Genomic DNA, 24,403 nt, shown 5'->3' on the forward strand with positions numbered 1-24,403 from the left:
CCGACGGTGAGCGAATTGTCCCATGGCGTCCGGCTCGGCGTGGACGTCGGTCAGGTCCGGGTGGGGGTGTCGCGCTCCGACCCGCACGGGGTGCTGGCCACCCCGCTGGTCACCCTCGCCCGCGACCTCACGGCGGGCCCGGACGCGGTGCCGAGCGACATCGCCGAGCTCGCCGCGCTGGTGGCCGAGCACGAGGCGGTCGAGGTCGTCGTCGGCCTTCCGGTCAATCTCGCCGGCAAGCACGGTCCGGCGGCCGTCCACGCGAAGGCGTACGCTGACCGACTGGCCGATGTAATAGCGCCCGTTCCGGTGGCGCTCACCGACGAGAGGATGTCCACGGTCGTGGCGTCTCGTAGGCTTGCCGAGCGTGGTGTCCGGGGGAAACGGCAACGGGCGGTGGTCGACCAGGCTGCCGCGGTGGAGATTCTGCAGAGCTGGCTGGACGCGCAGCGGAGGCGGACACGATGATCGACGATCTGGACCTCGGGTTCGACGAGCAGGAGCGGGGGGAGAAGGGCAAACACCGGCGCAGCGCCATGCGTAAGCGCGACGGGCGCTCCGGCGGCGGGCGGGGCAAGACCGTCCTGGCGCTGCTGCTCGCCCTGGTCCTGCTGGGCGGGATCGGGGGCGGCGCCTTCTACGGCTTCGACCGGATCCAGGGCTACTTCGTCACGCCCGACTACGACGGCACGGGCACCGGCGAGGTGACCGTCGAGATCAAGCAGGGCGCGCTGATCGCCGACATGGCCGACGCGCTGGTCGCCGCCGACGTGGTGAAGAGCGCCAAGGCGTTCATCGAGGCCGCCGAGGCCAACTCGCGCAGCAAGAACATCCAGCCCGGCACCTACAAGCTGCGCAAGCAGATGAGCGGCGAGAGCGCGGTCACCGCGATGCTCGACCTGAAGAACCGGATCGTCAACGGGGTCACCATCCCGGAGGGTCGGACGGCGAAGGATGTCTACCTCTTGCTCTCCAAGGAGACCAAGATCCCGGTGAAGGACTTCGAGGCGGCGGCGAAGGACCCGCTCGCGCTCGGCGTGCCGGACTGGTGGTTCAAGCGCACCGACGGCAAGAAGGTCAAGCCGTCGATCGAGGGCTTCCTCTACCCCGACACCTACGAGATCCCGCCGAAGGCGACCGCGGAGACCATCTTGACGCTGATGGTGGAGAACTTCCTCGCCGTCACCGGCGAGATGCAGTTCGCCGACCGGGTGCAGAAGGAGCGCGGCGGCATCAGCCCGTACGAGGCGCTGATCGTCGCGTCGCTGGCCCAGGCCGAGGCGGGAAACAAGGACGACCTGGGCAAGGTCGCCCGGGTGGCGTACAACCGGGTGTTCGGCGAGTTTCCCTGCAACTGCCTGGAGATGGACGTCACGGTCAACTACTACCTGCAGTTGACCGGCCAGAAGACCAAGAGGTCCGCCGACATGACCGACGCCGACCTGGACAACCCGAAGAACCCGTACAACCGCAAGCTGAAGGGCCTGGTGCCGACCCCGATCAACAACCCGGGCAAGCAGGCCATGGAGGGCGCGATGGACCCGCCCGACGGCAAGTGGCTCTTCTTCGTGGCGATCGACAAGGAGGGGCACTCGGCCTTCGCCGAGACCTACGAGGAGCAGAAGCGTAACGAAGCTAAGGCCAAGGAGGCTGGCGTTATCTGAGATACGTCGGCCGGGCTGCCTGACGGCGGCACTAGTCTCATAGACGACCGTCTTGATCAGCTACTGTTCGTATTCTAGACTGCCGCTGTCCGTAGTGATCGCTATGCGAAACGGGGAGTGGGTTGTGAGGACGAGGAAGTGGCTTGTGCGAGCAGGAGCTGTGGCGTCGACCGCCATGGCCCTCGTTGCCTTCGCCGCAGTTCCGGCGCATGCTGCTGAGATCACCAGGAGCACCACAGGGGCGGAGGGTCGCGCGGTTTACATCGGGAACGGGGACTGGGACCTCTTCGCCCGGGACCCGCTGACCGACGGCCACTGCGCCCGGTGGCAGGAGAGAGCGCCGGGCAGCAGCTCGTGGTCGTGGAAGGGAAACTCGGTCTGCACTGCCACGGAGCAGTGGGCTGCCTTCGCGCGGTCGGGTTACTCCTACCGGATCTGCCGTACCGGTATTGGTAACTGTTCGACGGTGGCTACGCTTCCCTGAACTAACTGATCGTTGCCGGGGTGAGGGAGTGCTGTGACGGAGCACAGGGTCGCAGTGCTGGGAAAACCGGTCGCCCACTCCCTCTCCCCGGTGATCCACAACGCCGGCTACGCGGCGGCGGGGCTGGCCGGGTGGTCGTACACCCGGATCGAGTGCGCGGCGGCGGAGTTGCCGGACGTGGTCGCCGGCCTGGGCCCGGAGTGGGCCGGGCTGTCGGTGACGATGCCGGGCAAGGAGGCGGCGCTCGCGGTGGCCGACGAGGTCTCGCCGGTCGCCGCCGCCGTCGGCGCCGCCAACACGCTGGTACACCGGCCGGACGGCTCCTGGTACGCCGACAACACGGACGTCGTCGGCATGGTCGAGGTGCTCGCCGACGCCGGGGTGCGCCCCGGCGCGACGGTGACGGTGCTGGGCGCGGGCGGCACGGCGCGGGCGGCGGTGGCGGCGGCCGGCCGGCTGGACGCCCGCGCGGTGACCGTGGTGGCCCGCCGGCCGGCGGCGGTCGAGGAACTGCTCCCGGTGGCGCGCGCGGTCGGCGTGGCGATGGCCGGCGCGACCTGGGCCGACGCGGCCGACCGGTGCCGCGCCGACGTGGTGGTCTCGACCGTGCCGAAGGGCGTCGCCGACCCGCTCGCGGAGACCGTCGCCTGGCGGCCGGAGACGGTGCTCTTCGACGCGCTCTACGACCCGTGGCCCACGCCGCTGGCCGCGTCCGCCCAGGCCGCCGGCTGCCGGATCGTCTCCGGGCTCGACCTCCTCCTGGCCCAGGCGGTCGGCCAGTTCGAGCACTTCACGGGCGTCACCGCGCCCCGGGCGGCGATGGCCGCCGCGCTGGCCGCCGCCCGCGCCGCCTGACCGTCCCCGCCGGACGGGACCGTCCCCTGTGGTTGTCCAGGGCATCCTTAGGCGACGGTTAAGACGCGCTTACGTCCCGCTGTCCTGCCCACGTCGGGTGGTGGTCGTGGATACGCTGCTGAGCGTCACCGCCCGAGACACAGGGAGTGTTCCTTGAGCAGGCACGGACTGCACCGCCGCACCCGGCACCACGGCCCTCGGCGCAAGGCCGTGCTGCTCGGCGTCGTCGGCACCACCGTGGTCGTCGGCATCGCCGCCACCACGGTGCCGCTGCTGGCCGCCGACGACATGTCGATCCGGGCGACGGCGGACACCACGGCGACGACGGTGCCGCAGGACGGCGACAACGGCGCGAAGACCACGCTGGCGACCTGCGCCGCCCGCTGCGACGGCAACCCGCGCGGGGCCCGGGAGGCGGTCATCCGGTTCGCGGTGACCAGCCTGCCGGCGTCCGCCGTCAACGTCAGGGCCACGCTGCGGGTGCACGCCTGGCAGAGGTTCCCCGCGACGGTGACCGCGCACGCGTCCACAGCCGACGCCGGCGCGGCGCGCCCGGTGCCGACGCCGCCGGGCCCGGCCCTGGACGCCGTGTCCCCGGTGGCGGCGGGCTTCAACGAGTGGGACGTCTCGGCCCTGGTCAGGGGGAACGGCACCTGGACGGTCTCGCTGGCCCAGACTGGCCTGGAAACCCGGATCTACTGGGCGTCGACGGAGAACCGCAACCCCGACCTGCGTCCGCGCCTGGAGATCCGCTACGACGTCGGCACCCCGCCCACGCCGGCGGTCACCAGCGCCGCGCCCTCGCCGAGCCGGACGGTGGCGCCCACGCCCGCGCCACGGCCGACCCCCAGCGCCAGCCCGACCCGTGCCACGCCGCGCCCGTCGGCGAGCCCGTCGGGCGGCACCGGGCGGTGCGGCGAGGTGTCGGGCAAGCTGGTCCCCTCGTGCGGTGCCTGGTGGGGGATGTACTCCCCGGCCGGCGCGGCCGACGGGTGGGACCACGGGGCGGCGGTCGCCGAGGTGGAGGCGCAGGTCGGGCGGAAGTTCGACATCGTGCACCGCTACCACGACTTTTCCGGCACCGGCAGCAACGGCGCGTTCCCGGACGCCTACCAGCGGCAGCAGATGCGCGAGGGTCGGCTGATGTTCTTCGCCTGGGAGTCCCGCATCTTCTCCTCCGGCACCGTGCTGACCTGGCGTGACGTCTACAGTGGCCGGTACGACGCCACCATCGACGCGGTCGCCGGCCGGATCCGCGACACCGGCGTGCCGGTCTTCATGGGCTTCGACCACGAGCCGGAGGACGAGCCGGCGAAGGGCAGCGACGCCGACTTCGTCCGCGCCTGGCGGCACGTGCACGACCGGTTCGCCGCGGCGGGCGCCCACAACGCCGTCTGGGTGTGGACGATGATGGGCTGGTCCGGCCACTACGACCGGTACGCCGCCCTCTACCCCGGTGACCGGTACGTCGACTGGGTGGGCTACGACCCGTACAACTTCCACGTCTGCAACGGCAGCACGGTGTGGAAGAGCCCCGCCACCACCATCGGCCGCTTCTACCGGTGGCTGGACGAGCACCGCCTCGGCGCCGGCAAGCCGCGGATGCTCGCCGAGTTCGGCACCAACTTCAACGCGGCCGACCCGGACGCCAAGCGGCGCTGGTTCGAGGAGTTCCCGGCGGCGCTCAAGGCGCACCCGAAGATCAAGGCCGCGATCTACTTCAACTCCGCCGGGATGACCCGCCGGACGAGCACGTGCGACATGACGATGAACCACGACGCCTCGGCGGTGGCCGGGTTCGCCCGCGCCGGTCGCGACAGCTACCTGCGGCAGCCCACCGGAGGCAGTCGCTGACCGCCGGCACAGGCCGGCGGACGACCGGAAGAGTCGGACATCCGACAGAACACACGGTCTGTCGCTTGCGGAGGCACTGACCGCCCAATCGGCGGATATCGCCGAGCGGGGTGGGCGAGGCACGCTACGCGGGTCTTCTTCCACCTTGGAGGCGTAGCGTGCCCGAAATCCCGCGCTTCCGGCGATCCGCCGGATTCCGCACCCGGGCGGGGGTGGTCGCGCTGGTGACCGTCGCCGCCGTGCTGGCCGTCCCCACCGGGGCCTCCGCCGCCGTGGTGCCGGCCCCCGAACCGGCGACCCTGGTCTCGGCGAACCCCGCCGACGCCACCCCCCACGCCCGGGACGGCGAGACCCGCGCCTTCGCGCAGGTCGGCTCCATGGTGTACGTCGGCGGCAGCTTCACCCAGATCCGGCAGACCGCCACCGCGGCGTGGACGACGCAGCGCTACCTCTTCGCGTACGACCGGGCCACCGGGACGATCTCCACCGCCTTCCTGCCGGTACTCGACGGCGCGGTCAACACGCTCGTCGCCGGGCCCGGCGGCACGCTGATCGTCGGCGGCGCGTTCAAGACCGTCAACGGCGTCTCGCGCAAGAACCTGGTGGCGCTCGACCCGGCCACCGGCGCGATCGTCGACAGCTGGGTCGGCCGCTCCGACGGCGGCACCGTCCGCGACCTGGCCCTGTACGGCAACCACCTCTACGTGGCCGGCGCGTTCAACTGGCTCAACGGCACCGCGCACGCCGGCCTGGGCCGGCTCAACGCCACCACCGGCGCGATCGACCCGACCTTCAACGTCAACGCCACCGTCGGGCGCCACGACACCACCTCGTACGTCTGGACCATCGACGTCGCCCCCGACGGCGCCACCCTGGCCGTCGGCGGCAACTTCATGTACGTCAACGACCTGCCGCGCAACCAGATGGCGCTGGTCGACCTGTCCGGCACGCCGACCCTGCTCGACTGGAGCACCGAGAAGTTCGTGCCGCCGTGCGCGTCGCCGGCGACCTTCGTGCACTACGTGCAGGACGTCAAGTTCGGCGCCGACAGCAGCTGGTTCGTCGTCGGCACCAACGGCGGCGCGGGCTGGCCGGCCGCGTACTGCGACGCGCTGGTGCGGTTCGAGACCGCGGCCCGGGGCGCCGGCCAGCTCGGCACCTGGGTCGACTACACCGGCAACGACACCATCACCTCCGTCGAGGTCGCCGACAACGTCATCTACCTCGGCGGGCACTTCCGCTGGCTGAACAACCCGAACGCCAGCGACCGGGCCGGTGCCGGCGCGATCGACCGGCTCGGCATCGCCGCGGTCACCCCGGCCACCGGCATGCCGGTGAACTGGAACCCCCGCCGCAGCGGCAGCGCGTCGATGCCGGCCGGCACCAGCAACTGGGGCTCCTCGGTGCCGGTGCTCTGGCGCGGCAGCGACGGCCTCTACTTCGGCCACAACTCCGACGGCATGGGCAACGAGTACCACGGCCGGCTCGGCATGTTCCCGCTGGCCGGCGGGCGCACCATCACGCCGAAGAACCCGCCGACCGCGACCACGGGCAACCTCTACGTCGGCACCGGGCCCGGCGAGCTGGCGAAGGTCCCGTTCGACGGCGCCGCGGTCGGCGCCCCGACCACCGTCAGCCAGCCGAACTACACGGCGGCCGGCGCGACCTGGCGGGTGGCCGACCGGATCTACTGGTCGCACGCGGTCGCCGGCACCCCCACCGGCAGCCGGATCGACATCTCGATGTTCAACGGCGGCGCGATCGGCGTGCCGTGGGAGGCGTCCGGCTACAACGACTGGTTCAACCCGGCGGCGATGACCGGCGCGTTCTATCTCGACGGTCGCCTCTACTACACCCGGACGGGCGCCAGCGGCCTCTACTACCGCTACTTCGAGATCGACGGCAACTACCTCGGCGCCACCGAGTTCACCCTGCCCACCACCGGCGTCACCTGGTCGACCGTGCGCGGCATGGCCTGGGTCGGCGGCAGGATCGTGTACGGCGGCACCGACGGGACGCTGCGCAGCGTGCCGTTCGACCCGACGGCCGCCCCGGCGGTCGACGGCGCGGCGGCGACGGTGATCTCCCCGGCGGTCGCCGGGGTGACGTGGTCGACCCCGTCGACGTTCTTCTCCGTGCAGTGAGGGTCGACCGTTCGTAACGGGACGTCGGTAGATTGTTCACGTTGGGCCGGTGACGGATCAGCCGTCGCCGGCCCCACGACGTGGGGAGGGTCGTTGGTCGGCGCGGGTGGCATCCGCCGAGGGCTCCCGGTGCGGGTCGTCTTCGCGGTCAAGCGCGGCTGGTACCGGCTGCGCTACCCCCGGTTGAGGCTGGGCCGGGGCGTGGAGATCCGCGGCCGGATCCGGCTGCGCCGGGGCGTACGGGTGAGCATCGGCGACCGCACCCGGGTGAACAAGCTGGTCCGCTTCGCCGGCCCCGGCGAGGTGACGGTCGGCGCCGACTGCCTGCTGAACGCCACCTGGATCGGCACCTGGACGTCGGTCACGATCGGCGACCGGTGCCTGCTCTCGGACTGCGAGCTGCTGGACAACGACTTCCACAACCTGCCGCCCGAGCAGCGGCACGACCCGCCCGTCCCGGCCACCCGCGCCCCGATCACGATCGAGGACAACGTGTGGATCGGGGCGCACGCCCTGGTGATGAAGGGCGTGCGGATCGGCCGGGACAGCGTCGTGGGCGCCGCCACGGTGGTCCGCACGGACGTGCCGCCACGGGTCGTGGTCGCCGGAAATCCACAACAGACGGTGAAGAAGTTCCATGACTGATGTTCCTCCCGCTTCCTGGTCCGCCGACGTCCCCACCGGTGGCGGGGCGGGCCGCACCGTCACGCTGACCGACCTGCTCCGCGTGCCGTTGCACCGGATCCGGCTGGTGGCGGCCGTCGCCGCGCTCGGCCTGGCCGCCGCGCTCGGCTACGTGCTCCTCGTCCCCGCCGCGGTGACCGCCAGCGCGGTCGTGGCGGTCCGCCCCGTCGTCACCGACGCGTTCACGCCCAGCGGGGCCAACGCCGAGCGGGCGGTGAACATGAACGTGGAGAGCGGCATCGCCACCGGCACCGACGTGGTGCAGCGGCTCGCCGAGGCGGGCGGGCTGGACCCGCGCGAGGTGCGCGACGCGCTGGAGGTGGAGGTGCCCACCGGCGGGCAGATCCTGCGCTTCGTCTACTCGGCCCCCACGGCCGAGCAGGCGGTGGAGAGTGTCAACCTGGCCGCCCGGGCCTACCTGGACGTGCGCCGGGCGATGTACGAGAAGCAGCGGGCGGAGATGCTGCGCTCGTACGACGAGAGCATCAGCAAGGTGGCCGCCCAGCAGGCCGCCCTGCAGAAGCGGGTCAACAACGCCCGGGAGGGCGCCGTCGACGCGGCGGTGACCGAGCTGGCCGGCATCAACAACCAGCTCACCCAGCTCAACGCGGCGCGTACGGAGATCGCCGCCGTCGACGTCAACCCCGGCTGGGTCACCCAGACCGCCGAGCGGGCCCTGGCCTCCTCCGCCGGGAACCGCCCGCTCTACCTGCTCGCCGGCCTGCTCGGCGGGACGCTGCTCGGCGTGGTGCTGGCGTACGCCTGGGAGTCCGTCGACCGGCGGATCCGGTCGGTGGACGACGGGCGCGACGCCACCGGCCTGCCGCTGCTCGGCACGGTGCGCAGCCGCAGGTGGCGCGGTCGCAAGGAGGCGATCGACGCCGACATCCGGTACGTGGCGATGGCGATCGCCGAGCGGGTGCGCCAGCCCGCCCGGGTGTCGCTGCTGACCTCCCGCGAGGAGGACGCGACGGCCATCACCGCCGGGCTGGCGGTGGCCCTGGCGGCGGTCGGCCGGGAGGTCTTCGTCGCCGACGACAGCGGTCGCGCCGACCGGCTGCGCGACACGGTGCTCGCCGACCGGGAGCGGCTGCCCGCCGCGGCCGACCCGTCCCGTCCCGCCGTCCCCAAGCCCCGCCCGGCCGGCTCCGTGGACGCGGCAGCCGACGGCACGTCCCCGCCGGCGGCCCGCCGCCCGTCGCCGCACCCGCCCGGCGCGCGCCCGTCCACCGACCCGGACGCCACGCTCACCCTGCCCCGGGTCGCCTCCTCGGCGAGCGGCGGGAACAGTCGGGTGACGGGCGCCGACCCGGTGACCGTGGGCGCGGGCAGCGTCCGGTTCGGCACCTGGCGGCAGGGCGCCGACCACAGCCTCGTGCTGTTCAACGCTCCGCCGGCCGAGTCAGACGAGCGCGGCGTCGCCGTCGCCCGGCAGGGCACGGCGGTGGTGGTGGTCGAGCGCGACCGCACCCGGCAGAACGACCTGCGCCGGCTCGTGGAGCGGCTGCGCGCCGCCGGGGTCACCCCGCTCGGCTTCGTGCTGACCCGCAGCGGCCGGGGCTGAGCAGTGCCCGTCACCCGCGCGCCGGCCACGAGCGAGCCGGCCGGCGGCCCGGACGGCGCCGCCCCGCCGCCACCACAGCCGCCCGCCCCGCCCCGGCTGCCACTGTGGCCGCTGGCGGCGATGTTCGGCCTGGTGCCGCTCTGGTGGCTGACCGGCGCGTTCTATCTCGGCTGGCCGTTGCTCGGCGCGCTGCTGTTCGCGCTGCTGGTGATCCGGGGGCGGGTGCCGCTGCCCCCGGCCGCCGGGATCTGGCTGCTGTTCCTGGCCGTCGTCGTGGTCAGCGCCACCCAGCTCCAGTCGCCGGCCGCGGTGCTGACCTTCGGCCTGCGGCTCGCCTTCTACGTCACCGCGCTCGTGGTCGGCGTCTACGTCTACGCGGTCGCCCGGGAACGCGCCGACCTGGTCGCGGTGCTCGTGCCGCTCTGCGCGTTCTGGTTCGCGCTGGTCGCGCTCGGCTGGCTGGGCGTGCTGGCGCCCCGGTTCGCGCTGACCACCCCGGTGGAGGTGCTGCTCCCGGGCGGCATCGCCCGCACCCCGTTCATCCGGGACATGGTCCACCTGAGCACCGCCGAGTACAGCGAGCGGTCACTGAACCCGATCTACCGGCCGGCCGCGCCGTTCGCGTACACGAACAACTTCGGCAGCGCGTACGCGATGACCCTGCCCTGCGTGGTCGCCTTCACCATGCTGCGCCGGCGCGGCGCGCTGCGCTGGGCGCTGCTGGCGTCGCTGCCGTTGTCGCTGGTTCCGGCCTTCCTCACGCTCAACCGGGCGATGTTCCTCAGCATCGGCGCCGGCCTCGCGGTGCTCGGCGTCCGGGCCGCCCTGCGCGGCAATGTCCGGGTGGCCGCGTCGATCGTCGGCGTGGTGGTCATCGGCGGCGTCGCCACCCTGTTCATCCCGATCGCCGAGCTGATCGGCAACCGCGTCGAGTCCAGCGACACGAACACCGACCGGCTCTCGCTCTACGTCGAGGTGATCCGCCGGGTGAAGGAGTCGCCGTGGCTCGGCTACGGCGCGCCGGTCAACGTGGACACCGTCACGGCCCAGGCGCCCATCGGCACCCAGGGGCAGCTGTGGATGGTGCTGTTCAGCCACGGCGTCCCCGCGCTGCTGTGCTTCCTCGCCTGGTTCGTCGCCGCCGCGCTGATCTGCGCGCGGGCCACCTCGCCCGCCGGGCAGTGGCTGTCCGTGGTGCCGGTGATCTGCCTGGTGCAGATCCCGTTCTACGGCATGGCCAACCAGAACCTCGCGGTCGCCTTCTTCGCCGTCGCCTTCGCGATGGTGCTCACCGAGCGGGAGGCGTCCGTCCGGCCGCACCACCCCCGTCCGGTCGGCCCGGAGGCGGTGCCGGCATGACCGCCGCCACCCGCCCGCCGGCCGGCGCCGTCGCCCCCGCCGGCCCGCCGGCCGACGACACGGAGACCCGGCGCAGCGCCCGCAGCGGGGCCGCCGGGCTGGTCGGCGCGGCCACCAGCGGCCTCTTCGGCTTCCTGCTCGCGGTCGTCATCACCCGCGGCTACGGCACGGTCGGCTCCGGCGCGTTCTTCGCCGCGATCGGCGTGGTCACCGTCGCCGCCGCCGTCTGCACCCTCGGCGCCGAGACCGGGCTGATGTGGGCGCTGCCCCGCCGCCGCTCGGGCGCCGGCGGCGACGCCGCCCGGGTGCTGCCGGTGGCGCTGTTGCCGCCGCTGCTGGCCGCGGTCCTCGTCGCCGTGGCCGGGGTGCTCACCGCGGACGCGCTCGCCCCGCGCCTGCTCGACGGATCCGACGCCGACGGAACGGCCCTGCTGGCGGTCAGTTTCGCCGCGGTGCCGGTGGTGGTGGCGATGACGCTGCTGCTCGCCACGCTGCGCTGCGTCCGCCCCATCCGGGCGTACGTCGGGGTGCAGTTCTTCCTGCTGCCGGTGGCGCGGCCGGTGCTGGTCGGCGCGGCGGTGCTCGCCGGCGGTGGCCTGCTCGCCGGCATGACCGGCTGGCTGGTCCCGGCGGCGCTCGCCCTGCTGGCCTGCCTGACGCTCGTCGCGGGCCCACTCGGCGTCGGCCGGGGCGCGGCGCTGCGCCCGCAGCGCGCCGACTGGTCGGCCTTCTGGCGGTTCGCCCTGCCCCGCGCCGCCTCCGCGGCGATCGACGCCGGCAACATGTGGGTGGGCGTGCTGCTCACCTCGGTGCTGGCCGGCCCGGCCGACGCCGGTGTGTTCGGCGCCGTCGGCCGCTACATCCTCGCCGGCCAACTGGCCATGCAGGGGCTGCGGGTGGCGGTGTCGCCGCAGCTGTCCCGGCTGCTCGGGCGGGGGGAGCGGGGCGCGGCGGCCGCCGTGCACCGGCAGTTGACCACCTGGGGGCTGGTGCTGTCCTGGCCGGTCTACCTGCTGCTCGCCGTCTTCGGCCTGGCGTTCCTCCAGCTCTTCGGGCCGGAGTTCACCGCCGGCGCCCCCGCGATGACCGTGCTCGCGCTGGCCATGCTGGTCAACACCGGGGTCGGCAACGTGCAGAGCCTGCTGCTCATGGGCGGCCGCAGCGGCCTGCACCTGGCCGCCACGCTGGCCGGGCTGCTGGTCACCGTCTCCCTCGGCCTGTGGCTGATCCCGGCGCACGGCGCGACCGGCGCGGCCCTGGCCTGGGCGCTCGGCATCGCCACCGAGAACCTCACCGCGGCATGCTGCGCCCGGGTCGTGGTCGGCCAGCCGCTGGTCGACACGGCGATGCTGCGGGCCGGGGCGGCCACCGTCGCCGGGGTCGGGCTCGCGGCGACGATCGGGGCGCTGGCCGGCGGGCGGGGGATCGGCGGGCTGACGGTGGCGGTGGGTGTGCTGGCCGCCGGCTGCGTCGGCTTGCTGACGTTGCCCCGGGTGCGACGCGGCATCCGGGTGACCATGGTGCAGATCCGTGGGCGGCGGGAGGCGGCCCCGGCCGCCGCCGGGCCCGCCCCGGAGAAGTCGAAGGGCAGGTGAGGTCCGTCGTGCCGTCCATCCGTGACCGGGTGAAGCAGCTCGTCCCGACCCAGGTGACGAACCGGGTGAAGGAGTCCCTCGTCGACTACGGGGTGCGCACCAGCGACCGGCGGCCGCTGCCGGACTTCCTCATCATCGGCACCAAGCGGGGCGGCACGACGTCGCTGTGGAACTACCTCATCCAGCACCCGCTGGTGCCCCGGCTCTTCCCGGCCTGGAACACGAAGTCCGCGCACTACTTCGAGGAGCACTGGCGGCGCGGCGAGGCCTGGTACCGGTCGCACTTCCCGACGCAGCGGCAGCGGGAGGCGCTGGAGAGGCGGCACGGCGGGCCGGTCCGGGTCGGCGAGGCGGCGCCGCTGTACATGTTCCACCCCCTCGCCGCCCAGCGGGTCGCCGCGCTGATGCCGTCGGTGCGGCTGATCGTGCTGCTGCGCGACCCGGTGGAGCGGGCGTACTCGCACTGGAAGGAGCGGCGGACGCACGGCATCGAGCCGCTCGACTTCGCCGCCGCGCTCGCCGCCGAGGAGGAGCGCACGGCGGGGGAGCGGGAGCGGCTGATCGCGGAGCCGGAATACTTCAGCGAGCCGTACGACTGGTACACCTACCGCGCCCGGGGCCGCTACCTGGAGCACCTGGAGCCGTGGCTGGAACGCTTCGACCGGGAGCAGATCCTCTTCCTGCCCAGCGAGGACCTCTACCGCGACGCCCGGTCCACCTACCGCCGCACACTGGACTTCCTCGGCCTGCCCCCGCACGACCTGCCCGACTTCAAGGTCTACAACGACCGCCGCTCGGCGCCCCTGGAGCCGGTGGTGCGCGCCGAGCTGACCGAGTACTACCGCCCGTACAACGACGCGTTGCGGCAGCGGCTGGGGCTGGACCTCGACTGGCCGGACCGGGCCGCGTGACGGCGCGCGTCGCCGCGCCGGCCGATCCCCGGTCCCGGACGGACGGGCTGGGCTGGGTCACCCGGGCGGTGTTCGGCGACGAGCGGCTCGCCCTGACCGTGGGCGGCCCCCCGCCGCCGGGCCACCGTGCCGTCGCCCGGTACGCGGTCGTCCCGTCGGTCGCCCGGGCCCGGTTCCTGCTGCCGCTCGGCGCGCCCCGGGCCACGGCCGCCTCGCTGCTGGCGTACAACGCGTTGCGCCCGCCGAAGGTGCGGGCGGTGCGGGCCGCGCTCGGCGGGTTCGCCCGGGTCGGCGCGGTCGACCTGGCCCCGTTCCCGCGGCTCACCGTGTCGCTGCCCGACGGGCTCGCCGTCGACGAGGTGCTGCTGGCGGGGCGGCTGGCCGGCGCCCTCGGCGGCCCGTCGGTGTACGCGGCCTGCGGCGTCCGCCCGCCGGACCCGAACCACAAGCCCACCCTGCAACTGTTCGACCCGGCCGGTCGGCCCCTCGGCTACGCCAAGATCGGCTGGAACGGCGCCACCCGGGCGTTGGTGACCGCCGAGGCGGTGGCCCTGCGCGGGCTGCCGGCGGTGGCCGGGACGCCCGACCACCCGGCGGCGCCCCGGCTGCTGGCCGAGGTGACCGCGGCCGGGCAGGTCATCGCGCTGGTCGAGCCGCTGCCGCCCGAGGTACGGGGGGTGCCGGCCGGCGATCCGCCGCGGCTGGCGGCGCTGCTCGCGGTGGCCCGCCGGGGCCGCCCGCCGGCGCCGCCTCGCCCGTTGGCCGGGTCGGCCTTCCTGGCCCGGATCGCCGCCGAGGCGCAGCGGGCCGCCGCCGGCACGCCCGACGGGGCCCGGGCGGTCGCCGCCGTGGCCGCGCTGGCCCGCCGGCACGGGGACACGACCGTCGAGTTCGGGCACTGGCACGGCGACTGGGTGCCGTGGAACCTGGGCGTGCACGCCGGCCGCCTGGTCGCCTGGGACTGGGAGCACAGCGGGCCGGACGTGCCGGTGGGCTTCGACCTGGCGCACGACGCGTTCCAGCGCGCCCTGGTGCTGCGGGGCGAGCCGGCGGCGACGGCGGCGCGGGCCGTCGACGCCCACCTCGACCACCACGGCGGCGGGCTGGGGCTCGGGCCGGCGGCGCGCCGGCTGGTGGCCGACGGCTACCTGCTGGAGATGTGGCTGCGCACGTGGCGGCTCGCCGACGCCGGCGCGGGCTGGAACGCCGCGCTGCACCCCGCCCTGCTGGACGTCGTCGAGAAACGACATACCGGCTGATCCGCCCGATCCGACGAGAGCCGGAACCGACCCTCCGTTGCGGACGGTGACGGAGAAACTCCAGGTCGTGACAATGGTCGATGGCTGACTGGTCGGCGCGGCGCACCCGTTCCGCCACCGGTGGAGATCGATCGTCGCCCGGTCGTCCTATTTCACCGGCGGAAGACCTGTGATCTGCTGGCGCGTGGCGCCGACCGAAACTCCAAGCGAACTTTGTGGGGAGTCGCGTGGAAACGACAATCGAGGACGCCGGCGATCCCGGAGTCCTGCTCCTGGTGGGTTCCAGCGGCGGCCACCTGGCCCAACTGCTCGCCCTGCGGCCGTGGTATGAACGCTGGCGCCGCTGCTGGGTCACCTTCGACACGCCCGAGGCGGTCTCGCTGCTCGCCGGCGAGGACCTGGTCCCGGCGCACCACCCGACCACCCGCAACGTGCCGAATCTGCTGCGCAACGCCGTCCTCGCCTGGCGGGTGCTGCGGTCGCGCCGGGTCGCCGCCGTGGTGACCACCGGCGCCGGGGTCGCCGTGCCGTTCGTGGTGCTGGCCCGGCTGCGCCGCATCCCGACCGTCTACATCGAGGTGTACGACCGGATCGACACCCCGACCCTGACCGCCCGGCTCTGCCGCCCGTTCCTGTCCGCGATGCTCGTGCAGTGGGACGAGCAGCGCCGCCAGTACCCGGAGGCCACCCTCGTGGGGACCCTGCTGTGACCGCCGAGAGCACCGGAACCACCCCCGCGCACCCGGTCGCCCCCGGCCGTCCCCGGCCCTCGCAGGCGGGCCGGGTGCCCCGACCCCGCGACCACGACGACGTCGCCCGCGCCCGGCTGCTGGTCGCCGTCGGCACCGACAAGCACCCGTTCGGCCGGCTGGTCGGCTGGCTGGAGGAGTGGCATCCCGGCGTCGCCGAGGACGTCGGCCTGACCGTCCAGCACGGACACACCCGGCCACCCGGCGTGCCCGGGGCGGTGCCGTTCCTCGGCCACGACGAGCTCCAGACCGCCATGGCCGAGGCCGACCTGGTGGTCTGCCACGGCGGGCCGGCCACCATCCTGGAGGCCCGCCGGCACGGTCACCTGCCGATCGTGGTGCCCCGGGACCCGACGCGGGGCGAGCACGTCGACGACCACCAGCAGCTCTTCGCCCGCCGCCTGGGCGCGGCCGGCATGGTGGCGCTGGCCGAGACCCGGGAGGCGCTGTTCGCGGCGCTCACCGCGGGGCTGGCGGACCCGTCCCGGTTCGCCGTCGCGGCCGACCCGGCCGCGTCCGAGGCGCGCCGCGCCGCGGTGCAGCAGGTGGGGCGGATCGTGGAGGAACTGGTGGCCGCGTCGACCGGACGGCGGCAGCGGGCGAGGTGGCGGCCGTGGGCACGGCCGGACCGGAACGGAGAACGACGATGACCGGACACCCGAGCGTCAGCGTGGTGGTGCCGACCCGGGACCGGCCCGAGCTGCTCCGGGCCGCGGTGCGGGCCGTCCTCGACCAGGACCACCCCGGCCCGGTCGAGGTGGTGGTCGTGTACGACCGCTCCGAGCCGGACGGCTCGCTGGCCGAGCTGTCCCGCCCGGACCGCCTGGTGCGGGTGATCCGCAACGAACGCACCCCCGGCCTGGCCGGCGCCCGCAACTCGGGCATCCTGGCGGCCACCGGGGAGCTGGTCGCGTTCTGCGACGACGACGACGAGTGGCTCCCCGGCAAGCTGCGGGCCCAGGTCGAGGCGCTCGCCGCCGCCCCCGACGCGGAGTTCGTCAGCTGCGGCATCCGGGTCAGCTACGACGGGCACACCGTCGACCGGGCGCTGCCGAAGGACTCGGTCACCCTGGCCGACCTGTTGCGCGACCGGATGACCGAGCTGCACCCGTCCACCTTCCTGATCCGCGCCGCCGCGCTGCGGGACGGGTTCGGGCTGGTCGACGAGGAGATCCCCGGCAGCTACGCGGAGGACTACGAGTTCCTGCTCCGGGCCGCCCGCAGCGCGCCGCTGGTCAACCTGCGCACGCCGTACGTGCTGGTGCGCTGGCACAAGCGGTCCTACTTCGCACAGCGCTGGGACACCATCTCCGAGGCGTTGCAGTGGCTGCTGGAGCGCTACCCGGAGTTCGGCACGCAGCCGGCCGGCGAGGCGCGGGTCGCCGGGCAGATCGCCTTCGCCCGGGCCGCCTCCGGCGACCGGCGGGGCGCGATGCGGTGGGCCCGGCACACCATCCGGCGCAACCCGCGCGAGCCGCGGGCATACCTCGCCCTCGCCGTGGCCGGGCGGGTGGTCCGCGCCGACGCGGTGCTGCGCACCCTGCACCGGCGCGGCCGGGGCATCTGAGCCGGCGGGCCGGCGACGCCGGATCCCGCGCCCCGGGTCATCCAGGGTCTCGGGTCGGGGTTCCCGCCCGAACGCCCTGTCCCGGCTCCGGGCGCCGGCCGCCCTGCGGACGGCGGCGTCCGCAGGGCGGGACGCGGCGGGCACCGCACGGCGGCGGCCACCGGGCGTGACAGACTGACCGCTGTGTTGCGCTGGTTGACTGCAGGGGAATCGCACGGTCCCGCCCTCGTCGCGTTGCTGGAGGGCGTGCCCGCCGGCGTCGAGGTGACCACCGGGGACATCGCCGGTGAGCTGGCCCGGCGCCGGCTCGGCTACGGCCGGGGCGCCCGGATGTCGTTCGAGCAGGACGAGGTCGAGATCATCGGCGGGCTCCGGCACGGGGTGACCCTCGGCAGCCCGGTCGCGATCCGGGTCGGCAACTCCGAGTGGCCCAAATGGCGCACCGTGATGGCCGCCGACCCGGTCGACCCGGCGGAGCTGGCCAGCCAGGCCCGCAACGCGCCGCTCACCCGCCCCCGACCGGGCCACGCCGACCTGGCCGGCATGCAGAAGTACGGCCACCCCGACGCCCGGCCGATCCTGGAGCGGGCCAGCGCCCGGGAGACCGCCGCCCGGGTCGCCGTCGGCACGGTCGCCAAGGCGCTGGTCCGGCAGGCGCTCGGCATCGAGATCGTCTCCCACGTGGTCGAGCTGGGCCCGGTCGCCGTCAAGCCCGGGCTGCGCCCGGCGCCCGAGGACGCCGCCCGCATCGACGCCGACCCGCTGCGTTGCCTCGACCCCGAGGCCAGCGCCCGGATGGTCGCCGAGGTCGATGCCGCGAAGAAGGCCGCCGACACCCTCGGCGGCGTGGTCGAGGTGCTGGCGTACGGGGTGCCGCCGGGCCTGGGCAGCCACGTGCAGTGGGACCGCAAGCTCGACGCCCGGCTCGCCACCGCGCTGATGTCCATCCAGGCGATCAAGGGCGTCGAGATCGGGGACGGCTGGCAGCAGGCGCGCTCCCGCGGCTCCGAGGCGCACGACGAGATCGTGCCCACCGCCACCGGCGTACGCCGGGTCACCGACCGGGCCGGCGGGCTGGAGGGCGGCATCACCACCGGCGAGCCGCTGCGGGTGAAGGCCGCGATGAAGCCGATCTCGTCGCTGAACCGGGCCCTGGCGACGGTCGACGTCACCACCGGCGAGCCGGCCACCGCCATCAACCAGCGCTCGGACGTCTGCGCGGTGCCCGCCGCCGCGGTCGTCGCCGAGGCGATGGTGGCGCTGGTGCTGGCCGAGGCGGCCACCGAGAAGTTCGGCGGCGACTCCGTCGCCGAGATCCGCCGCAACCTGGCCGGCTACCTCGACGCCCTGGTGATCCGGTGAGCGCGGGCCGGTCGGCCGGGCGCGGTGGCGCCGGACGGTGCCGCTGATGGCGCCGGTCTGCGTGCTGGTCGGGGCGCCGGGCTCCGGCAAGACCACCATTGGGCAGGCACTCGCTGAGCTGCTCGGGGTCGAGTTCCGCGACACCGACGTGGACATCGCGCGGCTCGCCGGCAAGCCGATCCCGGAGATCTTCATCGACGAGGGTGAGGCCCACTTCCGTGCCCTCGAACGGGCGGCGGTGGCGGCGGCGCTGGCCTCCTGCGAGGGGGTGCTGGCCCTCGGCGGCGGCGCGGTCCTCGCCGAGGAGAACCGCGCCGCCCTGGTCGGGCACCCCGTGGTGCACCTCTCCGTGGAGCTGCCCGACGCCGTCAAGCGGGTCGGGCTGGGGGCGGGCCGGCCGCTGCTGGCGATCAACCCGAGGGCGACGCTGAAGCACCTGCTGGACCAGCGCCGCCCGCTCTACGCCGAGGTGGCCACCGCGACCGTGGTCACCGACGGGCGGGCCCCGGAGGAGATCGCCGCCGAGGTCGCGGCGCTGCTGAAGCACTGAGCGGCCGGCCGGCCGCGGCGCACGGCACGAGTGGGCCGCGACCGGATCCGGCGGGCGGGACCGCCGCCGCACGGGGGTGCGCCGTCCGCCCGGGTGCCACCGTCACGGTGTGGCCCCTCCGGCCGCGGTCAGCTCCCGGCGATCCGGTCGAGCACGTCGGTCAGGCCCTTCGGCTCGCTGAGCATCGGCCAGTGCCCGGTGGGCAGCGCGTGCAACTGGCCACCGGCCAGCCCCGCGAAGAACGGGTGCCCCTGCGCGATCATGCCCTCCACCACTTCCAGCGGGAAGGTGCTGGCCACCAGCGCGGTCGGCACCGCGCGCCCGCCGGCGCGGCGCACCGGGTCGGTGGCGGCGCGCAGCGGATGGGGGGTGGCGCGCCGCCGCAGCAGCGCGAGCGCGGCGGCGTCCAGGCCGGCCAGGTTCTCCGGGTCCTCGGCCGGGTCCCACGCGGGCGGGGGCAGCAGATGGCCGTCGCCGATCCGGGCGCGCAGCCGCTCCTGCTCCTCCGGCGGGTTGACGTCGAACTGCGACATGCCGTCCGGCATCGGCCCGCTCTCCACATAGACCACCCGGGCGAGCCGGTCCGGGACGCGCTCCGCCGCCTGGGCCACCGGCAGCCCGCCACCGGAGTGCCCCACCAGCACCACGTCGTGCAGGTCCTCCACCTCGACCAGCCGGACGACGTCGGTGGTGTGCGTCTCCAGGCCAACCTCGGGGCCGGCCAGGTGGGCGCGCTCGGCCACCCCGGTCAGCGTCACCGGGTACACCTCGTGGCCCCGCTCGCGCAGCGCCGCGGTCACCTCCCGCCATGCCCAACCACCCAGCCAGAAGCCCGGAACCAGCACGAACGTCGCCATCTGCCTTCTCCCTCTGTCGTCGCTCCGGGAGACCGTACGATCGAATCCGGACGCTTTCCGCCCTGATTAAAGGAGTGCTCCGTGTCACACCCCGCCGCCAGGGTGCTCGGCATGCTCGAGCTGCTCCAGAGCCACCACCGGCTCACCGGGGCCGAGCTGGCCCGCCGGCTGTCGGTGGACGAGCGCACCGTGCGGCGCTACGCCGCGACGCTGGCCGAGCTGGGCATCCCGGTGGCCGCCGAGCGGGGTCGCCACGGCGGCTACCGGCTGCGCCCCGGCTACAAGCTGCCGCCGCTGATGCTCACCGACGACGAGGCGGTGGCCGTGCTGCTCGGGCTGCTCGCCGCCGAGCGGCTCGGGCTGGGCACCGAGGAACCGGCGACCGCCACCGCGCTGGCCAAGATCCGCCGGGTGCTCCCGTCCGCGCTGGGCGACCGGCTCGCCGCCGTGCAGGAGCACCTCGGCTTCACGCTCCGGCGCTCCACGGCGGAGGCCCGCCCGGCGACCGGGACGTTGCTCGCCCTCGGCGCGGCCGCCCGGCACCGGCGCCGGGTGCGGCTGGCCTACCGCTCCTGGTCCGGCGCGGCCTCCCGGCGGCAGCTCGACCCGTACGGCCTGGTCTTCCACGCCGGCCGGTGGTACGTGACGGGGCACGACCACCTGCGCGGGGAGGTACGCACGTTCCGCCTGGACCGCATCGGCGAGGTGGAGACGGGGACCGAGACCTTCGTCGTGCCCGACGGCTTCGACCCGGTGGCCCAGGTGACCCGCTCGCTGGCCGGCGTGCCCTACGCCCACGACGTCGAGGTGCTGCTCGAGACCGACCTGGCGACGGCCCGACGGCGGGTCCCGCCGAGCGTGGCCGAGCTGACGGAAAACGCCGACGGGGTGCTGTTGCGCACCCGCGCGGAGAACCTCGACGGGATGGCCCAACTGCTCGCCGGGCTGGGCTGGCCGTTCACCGTGCTGAGCCCGGACGCCCTGCGTGCCGCGGTGACCGAGCACGCCCGCCGGCTCGCCGGTTGGGCCGGACGGACGCCGGGTTGACCCGGCCGCCGGCGGCACGGTCGCCTCGGCGCCGGCGGTTCCGGCGGGCCGGGTGGCCACCACGTGGACAGTCCCGGTCCGGGACCGGACGGCTGGACTAGGCTGCCGGCGATGGACGAAATGACCCGGATCCCCGTCGGCGGCGAGCGCCCGTACGACGTGCTGGTGGGACGCGACCTGCTCGACGCGCTGCCCGGCCTGCTGCCGGGCGCGACCCGGGTGGCGGTGCTGCACGCGCCCCCGCTCAAGGAACTGGCCGACGCGATCGGCGACCGGCTGGGCGCGGCCGGCGTCGCGCCGCTGCCGATCGAGGTGCCGGACGCCGAGGCGGGCAAGCACATCCACGTCGCCGCGGCCTGCTGGGACAAGCTGGGCGAGGCCGGGTTCACCCGCACCGACGCGGTGGTCGGGGTGGGCGGCGGCGCCGTCACCGACCTGGCCGGCTTCGTGGCGGCGTCCTGGCTACGCGGCGTGCGCTGGGTGCCGGTGGCGACCTCACTGCTGGGCATGGTCGACGCCGCGGTGGGCGGCAAGACCGGGATCAACACCTCGGCCGGGAAGAACCTGGTGGGCGCGTTCCACCCGCCGGTCGGGGTCCTCGCCGACCTGACGACCCTGGACAGTCTGCCCCCGGCCGACCTCGCCGCCGGCCTCGCCGAGGTGGTCAAGTGCGGGTTCATCGCCGACCCGGTGATCCTCGACCTGGTGGAACGGGACCCGGCGGCGGCCACCGACCCGACCGGCCCCATGACGCGGGAGCTGATCGAGCGGGCGATCCGGGTCAAGGCCGACGTGGTCTCCGGCGACCTGCGCGAGTCGGGGGTGCGGGAGGTGCTCAACTACGGTCACACCCTCGCCCACGCCATCGAGAAGGAGGAGGGCTACCGCTGGCGGCACGGGCACGCGGTGGCCGTCGGCATGGTCTACGCCGGTGAGCTGGCGCGGCTCGCCGGCCGCTTGGACGCCGCCACGGCGGAGCGGCACCGCACGGCGATGGCGGCGTTGGGCCTGCCCACCAGCTACCCGGCCGACGCCTGGCCCCGGCTGCTGGCCACGATGCGGGTGGACAAGAAGGCCCGGGGCAGCCAGCTGCGCTTCGTGGTGCTGGACGGGCTGGCCCGCCCCGCCATCCTGGAAGGCCCGGCGGACGACCTGCTGGAGGCGGCCTACCGCGAGGTCGCGGCGTGAGGGTCTACGTGCTCAACGGCCCCAACCTCGGCCGGCTCGGCACCCGCCAGCCGGACGTCTACGGCGCGACCAGCTACGCGGACCTCGTGGCGCTCTGCGAGGCGACCGGGCGCGAGCTCGGCCTGGACGTGACCGTCCGGCAGACCGACGCCGAGCACGAGTTGCTGGGCTGGCTGCACGCCGCCGCCGACGAGGGCGCCGCGGTGGTGCTCAACCCGGCGGCCTGGTCGCACTACTCGTACGCGGTCCGGGACGCCTGCGCGATGCTGCGCGGGCCGCTGGTCGAGGTGCACATCTCCAACATCCACGCCCGGGAGGAGTTCCGGCACCACTCCGTGGTCTCCGCGGTCGCGACCGGGGTGATCTGCGGGCTCGGCGTCGACGGCTACCGCCTGGCCCTGCACCACCTGGCCCACCGAAACCGCTGACGGCACGACCGCGAGCAAGCGGGGATCCGTCAGTCACCAGGCGGGGATCCGCCAGCCGGGTCGGACTCTGGTTGCTCGTCACGATGAGTGATGCTCGACACTCGTAACCCTCCGTCACTACTCTCCTCGCGTCCGCGGGACGCCTCGCGGACGCGCTGCTCTGCACCCACATGCGCACCGGCGGCCTGAGCTGGGGGTCTTCGGTCGACCGCGAGAGGCCGCTGCGCGACGAGCGTCACACAGGGTGAGAGGTGCGTCCGTGGGTGCAGAGCAAAGGGCGCGCGAGGTGGATGTCCGACCGGCGAGCGTCATGTGCGGAGAGTCACGGACGCGGAGCAGTGGAGGCAGCCGGTGGTGCGGGCGGGGCGGGGGTGGACGCTGCGGGCGCCGGTAGACGGCGGGCAGCGGCGCGCGGCGCAACTAGTAGACTTGCCAGGTCTGTCCGCCAATTGATGATCAAGGCAGGAAATGGCCACCACCAACGACCTGAAGAACGGCCTGGTACTCAACCTCGACGGCGAACTCTGGGCCGTCGTCGAGTTCCAGCACGTCAAGCCCGGTAAGGGTGGTGCGTTCGTGCGTACCACGCTGAAGAACGTGCTGTCCGGCAAGGTGGTCGACAAGACCTTCAATGCGGGCACCAAGGTCGAGACCGCGACCGTGGACAAGCGCACGATGCAGTATCTGTACGCCGACGGCGAGGACTACGTCTTCATGGATCTGGAGACGTTCGACCAGATCACCGTCCCCGGCGGCACCGTCGGCGAGGCGGCGAACTACCTGCTGCCCGAGGCCGAGGCGACCGTCGCCACCCACGAGAGCGTCCCGCTCTACATCGAGCTGCCGACCAGCGTCGTGCTGGAGGTCACCTACACCGAGCCGGGTCTGCAGGGCGACCGGTCGACCGGCGGCAACAAGCCGGCCACCGTCGAGACCGGCGCGACCGTGCAGGTCCCGCTCTTCATCACCACCGGCGAGAAGATCAAGGTCGACACCCGCGACGGCCGTTACCTCGGCCGCGCCTGATGGCCGAGGGTCCCAAGCAGCAGATGCCTGCGCGCCGCAAGGCGCGCAAGCGGGCGCTGGACGTGCTCTTCGAAGCCGACCTGCGGGACCGCCCGCCGGTCGAGGTGCTCGCCGGCTACATCGAGCGGATCGAGAAGCCCCGGCCCGAGCACCTGGGATACGCGGTCAGCCTGGTCGAGGGGGTGGCCGCGCACCTCGATCGGATCGACGAGGTGATCGCCAGCTACGCCGAGGGCTGGACGCTCGACCGGATGCCCGTGGTCGACCGCAACCTGGCCCGCATCGCGGTCTACGAGCTGCTCTACGTCGACGAGATCGACGACGCGGTGGCGATCAGCGAGGCCGTCGAGCTGGCCCGGCAGATGTCGACCGACGACTCCCCGCGCTTCCTCAACGGGATCCTCGGCCGCATCGCCGAGTACGCCACCCGCTGAGGCGGCCCGCAGCATTCCCGGCACCCGCGGCGTCCTGGCCGCCGGTGGCCGTGTGACACGTACGACAGAAGGGGCCCGTGCCGGACGGCACGGGCCCCTTCTCGTGGTCGAGCTCAGGAGGCGAAGAACGCCCGCGGGTCGGCGACCAGCACACCGTGCTCGGTGAGCCGCTCGATCAGGCCGGACGGCGAGGCGTCGTAGACGATCGCGAGCGCGCGCAGGTCGTCGGCGCGGATCGAGAGCACGCGCCCGTTGTAGTCACCGCGCTGCTGCTGGATGGCGCGCGCGTAGCGGGCGACGTAGGCCAGGTCCTCGGAGGCCTCGTCGTACAGCCGCTCCAGGTCCAGGACGATCTTGCTGGTGGGCTCGTGGCGCACCCCGCTGCCGTCGGGCAGCAGCTCCGAGACGGGAACGCGGTAGAAGTCGGCCAGCTCGGCCAGGCGCGACACCGTGACGGCGCGGTCGCCGCGCTCGTACGAACCGACCACCACCGCCTTCCACCGCCCGTTCGACTTCTCCTCCACGCCCTGCAGGGACAGGCCCTGCTGCTGGCGGATGGAGCGCAGGCGGGCGCCCAGAGACTTGGCGTATTCAGAGGGCATTCGGACACTCCCAGTGCTGCTCGGGGTTCTCCCAGCGATCGCTACGGAGCGTGACGGTACGGGGATTGCGACACGTGGTCAAGTGGTCGTGACCGTACCGTTGGGGACCGTCGGGAGAGTTGTCCCGTTTCGTCGGCTGATTAGAGGGTCAGTGGCCGGCGGCGGTTGGCGCGGTGACCACTGGTAACGTGGCGTGAAGCCCCGGTCCGGGCCGCTCGCG

At 74.1% G+C, this 24,403-nt stretch carries 24 protein-coding genes; 21 read left to right on the forward strand and 3 right to left on the reverse strand.

The genetic code is table 11. The annotated features are described in order from the left end of the window. The first annotated feature begins 6 nt into the window (after positions 1 to 6). The gene (gene ruvX, locus ACZ6O2_RS10600; RefSeq protein WP_350708988.1) at positions 7 to 468 is read left to right on the forward strand and encodes a Holliday junction resolvase RuvX; all 462 of its coding nucleotides are present in this window, start codon (positions 7 to 9) and stop codon (positions 466 to 468) included. Further along, positions 465 to 1,664: an endolytic transglycosylase MltG gene (mltG, locus tag ACZ6O2_RS10605; RefSeq protein ID WP_466022681.1), complete on the forward strand. Its 1,200-nt coding sequence runs from the start codon at positions 465 to 467 to the stop codon at positions 1,662 to 1,664. Before ruvX ends, mltG begins: the two co-directional genes overlap by 4 nt. 258 nt (positions 1,665 to 1,922) lie before the next feature. Here the strand turns inward: mltG and ACZ6O2_RS10610 are convergent, their stop codons facing one another. After that, positions 1,923 to 2,054, reverse strand: a complete 132-nt coding sequence (locus ACZ6O2_RS10610; protein ID WP_466022682.1) for a hypothetical protein — start codon at positions 2,052 to 2,054, stop codon at positions 1,923 to 1,925. A 127-nt stretch (positions 2,055 to 2,181) separates the two neighbouring features. Between ACZ6O2_RS10610 and ACZ6O2_RS10615 the strand changes: the two genes are divergently transcribed. The 14 genes from ACZ6O2_RS10615 to ACZ6O2_RS10680 all read left to right on the forward strand — a co-directional run bounded on the left by ACZ6O2_RS10615 (position 2,182) and on the right by ACZ6O2_RS10680 (position 18,601). Continuing rightward, positions 2,182 to 3,003 carry a shikimate dehydrogenase gene (locus tag ACZ6O2_RS10615; RefSeq protein WP_466022683.1) on the forward strand — a complete coding sequence of 274 codons (822 nt, stop codon included), beginning with the start codon at positions 2,182 to 2,184 and terminating at the stop codon, positions 3,001 to 3,003. 153 nt (positions 3,004 to 3,156) lie between these two features. Then, positions 3,157 to 4,857, forward strand: coding sequence for a glycosyl hydrolase (locus tag ACZ6O2_RS10620; RefSeq protein WP_466022684.1), 1,701 nt, complete (start codon positions 3,157 to 3,159; stop codon positions 4,855 to 4,857). Between the two features lie 212 nt (positions 4,858 to 5,069). Further along, positions 5,070 to 7,001 (forward strand): hypothetical protein, encoded by a 1,932-nt coding sequence (locus ACZ6O2_RS10625; RefSeq protein WP_466022758.1) that lies wholly within the window; start codon positions 5,070 to 5,072, stop codon positions 6,999 to 7,001. A gap of 93 nt (positions 7,002 to 7,094) precedes the next feature. Further along, on the forward strand, positions 7,095 to 7,646 hold the full coding sequence (locus tag ACZ6O2_RS10630) for an acyltransferase (protein WP_357457626.1): 552 nt from the start codon (positions 7,095 to 7,097) through the stop codon (positions 7,644 to 7,646). Beyond that, positions 7,639 to 9,249: a P-loop NTPase family protein gene (locus ACZ6O2_RS10635; RefSeq protein WP_466022685.1), complete on the forward strand. Its 1,611-nt coding sequence runs from the start codon at positions 7,639 to 7,641 to the stop codon at positions 9,247 to 9,249. The genes ACZ6O2_RS10630 and ACZ6O2_RS10635 overlap by 8 nt, the downstream gene beginning before the upstream one ends. A 3-nt stretch (positions 9,250 to 9,252) precedes the next feature. Then, complete coding sequence (locus ACZ6O2_RS10640) at positions 9,253 to 10,608, forward strand: O-antigen ligase family protein (RefSeq protein WP_466022686.1); 1,356 nt, start codon at positions 9,253 to 9,255, stop codon at positions 10,606 to 10,608. After that, on the forward strand, positions 10,605 to 12,203 hold the full coding sequence (locus tag ACZ6O2_RS10645) for a lipopolysaccharide biosynthesis protein (RefSeq protein ID WP_350708976.1): 1,599 nt from the start codon (positions 10,605 to 10,607) through the stop codon (positions 12,201 to 12,203). Before ACZ6O2_RS10640 ends, ACZ6O2_RS10645 begins: the two co-directional genes overlap by 4 nt. An 8-nt stretch (positions 12,204 to 12,211) precedes the next feature. After that, positions 12,212 to 13,114 carry a sulfotransferase domain-containing protein gene (locus tag ACZ6O2_RS10650; RefSeq protein WP_466022687.1) on the forward strand — a complete coding sequence of 301 codons (903 nt, stop codon included), beginning with the start codon at positions 12,212 to 12,214 and terminating at the stop codon, positions 13,112 to 13,114. Then, positions 13,111 to 14,373 (forward strand): hypothetical protein, encoded by a 1,263-nt coding sequence (locus ACZ6O2_RS10655; RefSeq protein ID WP_466022688.1) that lies wholly within the window; start codon positions 13,111 to 13,113, stop codon positions 14,371 to 14,373. The genes ACZ6O2_RS10650 and ACZ6O2_RS10655 overlap by 4 nt, the downstream gene beginning before the upstream one ends. A 227-nt stretch (positions 14,374 to 14,600) precedes the next feature. Continuing rightward, complete coding sequence (locus ACZ6O2_RS10660) at positions 14,601 to 15,083, forward strand: UDP-N-acetylglucosamine--LPS N-acetylglucosamine transferase (RefSeq protein WP_350708971.1); 483 nt, start codon at positions 14,601 to 14,603, stop codon at positions 15,081 to 15,083. Positions 15,084 to 15,157: 74 nt separating this feature from the next. Then, positions 15,158 to 15,772 (forward strand): glycosyltransferase, encoded by a 615-nt coding sequence (locus ACZ6O2_RS10665; protein WP_466022759.1) that lies wholly within the window; start codon positions 15,158 to 15,160, stop codon positions 15,770 to 15,772. Then, positions 15,769 to 16,689: a glycosyltransferase family 2 protein gene (locus tag ACZ6O2_RS10670; RefSeq protein WP_350708969.1), complete on the forward strand. Its 921-nt coding sequence runs from the start codon at positions 15,769 to 15,771 to the stop codon at positions 16,687 to 16,689. Before ACZ6O2_RS10665 ends, ACZ6O2_RS10670 begins: the two co-directional genes overlap by 4 nt. Positions 16,690 to 16,872: 183 nt before the next feature. After that, positions 16,873 to 18,051 (forward strand): chorismate synthase, encoded by a 1,179-nt coding sequence (aroC, locus tag ACZ6O2_RS10675; RefSeq protein WP_466022689.1) that lies wholly within the window; start codon positions 16,873 to 16,875, stop codon positions 18,049 to 18,051. A gap of 46 nt (positions 18,052 to 18,097) precedes the next feature. After that, entirely contained in the window at positions 18,098 to 18,601 is a 504-nt protein-coding gene (locus ACZ6O2_RS10680) for a shikimate kinase (RefSeq protein WP_466022690.1), read from the forward strand. Between the two features lie 128 nt (positions 18,602 to 18,729). Here the strand turns inward: ACZ6O2_RS10680 and ACZ6O2_RS10685 are convergent, their stop codons facing one another. After that, positions 18,730 to 19,458, reverse strand: a complete 729-nt coding sequence (locus tag ACZ6O2_RS10685) for an alpha/beta fold hydrolase (RefSeq protein WP_466022691.1) — start codon at positions 19,456 to 19,458, stop codon at positions 18,730 to 18,732. A gap of 81 nt (positions 19,459 to 19,539) precedes the next feature. Here ACZ6O2_RS10685 and ACZ6O2_RS10690 point away from each other — a divergent pair, with 81 nt between their 5' ends. The 5 genes from ACZ6O2_RS10690 to nusB all read left to right on the forward strand — a co-directional run bounded on the left by ACZ6O2_RS10690 (position 19,540) and on the right by nusB (position 23,581). After that, positions 19,540 to 20,505 carry a helix-turn-helix transcriptional regulator gene (locus tag ACZ6O2_RS10690; RefSeq protein ID WP_466022692.1) on the forward strand — a complete coding sequence of 322 codons (966 nt, stop codon included), beginning with the start codon at positions 19,540 to 19,542 and terminating at the stop codon, positions 20,503 to 20,505. Between the two features lie 111 nt (positions 20,506 to 20,616). Continuing rightward, positions 20,617 to 21,693: a 3-dehydroquinate synthase gene (aroB, locus tag ACZ6O2_RS10695; RefSeq protein ID WP_466022693.1), complete on the forward strand. Its 1,077-nt coding sequence runs from the start codon at positions 20,617 to 20,619 to the stop codon at positions 21,691 to 21,693. Then, positions 21,690 to 22,121 carry a type II 3-dehydroquinate dehydratase gene (gene aroQ / locus ACZ6O2_RS10700; RefSeq protein ID WP_350708958.1) on the forward strand — a complete coding sequence of 144 codons (432 nt, stop codon included), beginning with the start codon at positions 21,690 to 21,692 and terminating at the stop codon, positions 22,119 to 22,121. The genes aroB and aroQ overlap by 4 nt, the downstream gene beginning before the upstream one ends. Before the next feature lie 468 nt (positions 22,122 to 22,589). Next, positions 22,590 to 23,147: an elongation factor P gene (gene efp / locus ACZ6O2_RS10705; protein ID WP_013285503.1), complete on the forward strand. Its 558-nt coding sequence runs from the start codon at positions 22,590 to 22,592 to the stop codon at positions 23,145 to 23,147. 23 nt (positions 23,148 to 23,170) lie between these two features. Further along, complete coding sequence (nusB, locus tag ACZ6O2_RS10710; RefSeq protein ID WP_176737511.1) at positions 23,171 to 23,581, forward strand: transcription antitermination factor NusB; 411 nt, start codon at positions 23,171 to 23,173, stop codon at positions 23,579 to 23,581. A gap of 113 nt (positions 23,582 to 23,694) precedes the next feature. Here the strand turns inward: nusB and bldD are convergent, their stop codons facing one another. Continuing rightward, positions 23,695 to 24,183, reverse strand: coding sequence for a transcriptional regulator BldD (gene bldD, locus ACZ6O2_RS10715; protein ID WP_013285505.1), 489 nt, complete (start codon positions 24,181 to 24,183; stop codon positions 23,695 to 23,697). Positions 24,184 to 24,403: the final 220 nt, after the last annotated feature.

This window comes from Micromonospora sp. NPDC048040 (assembly GCF_055587185.1).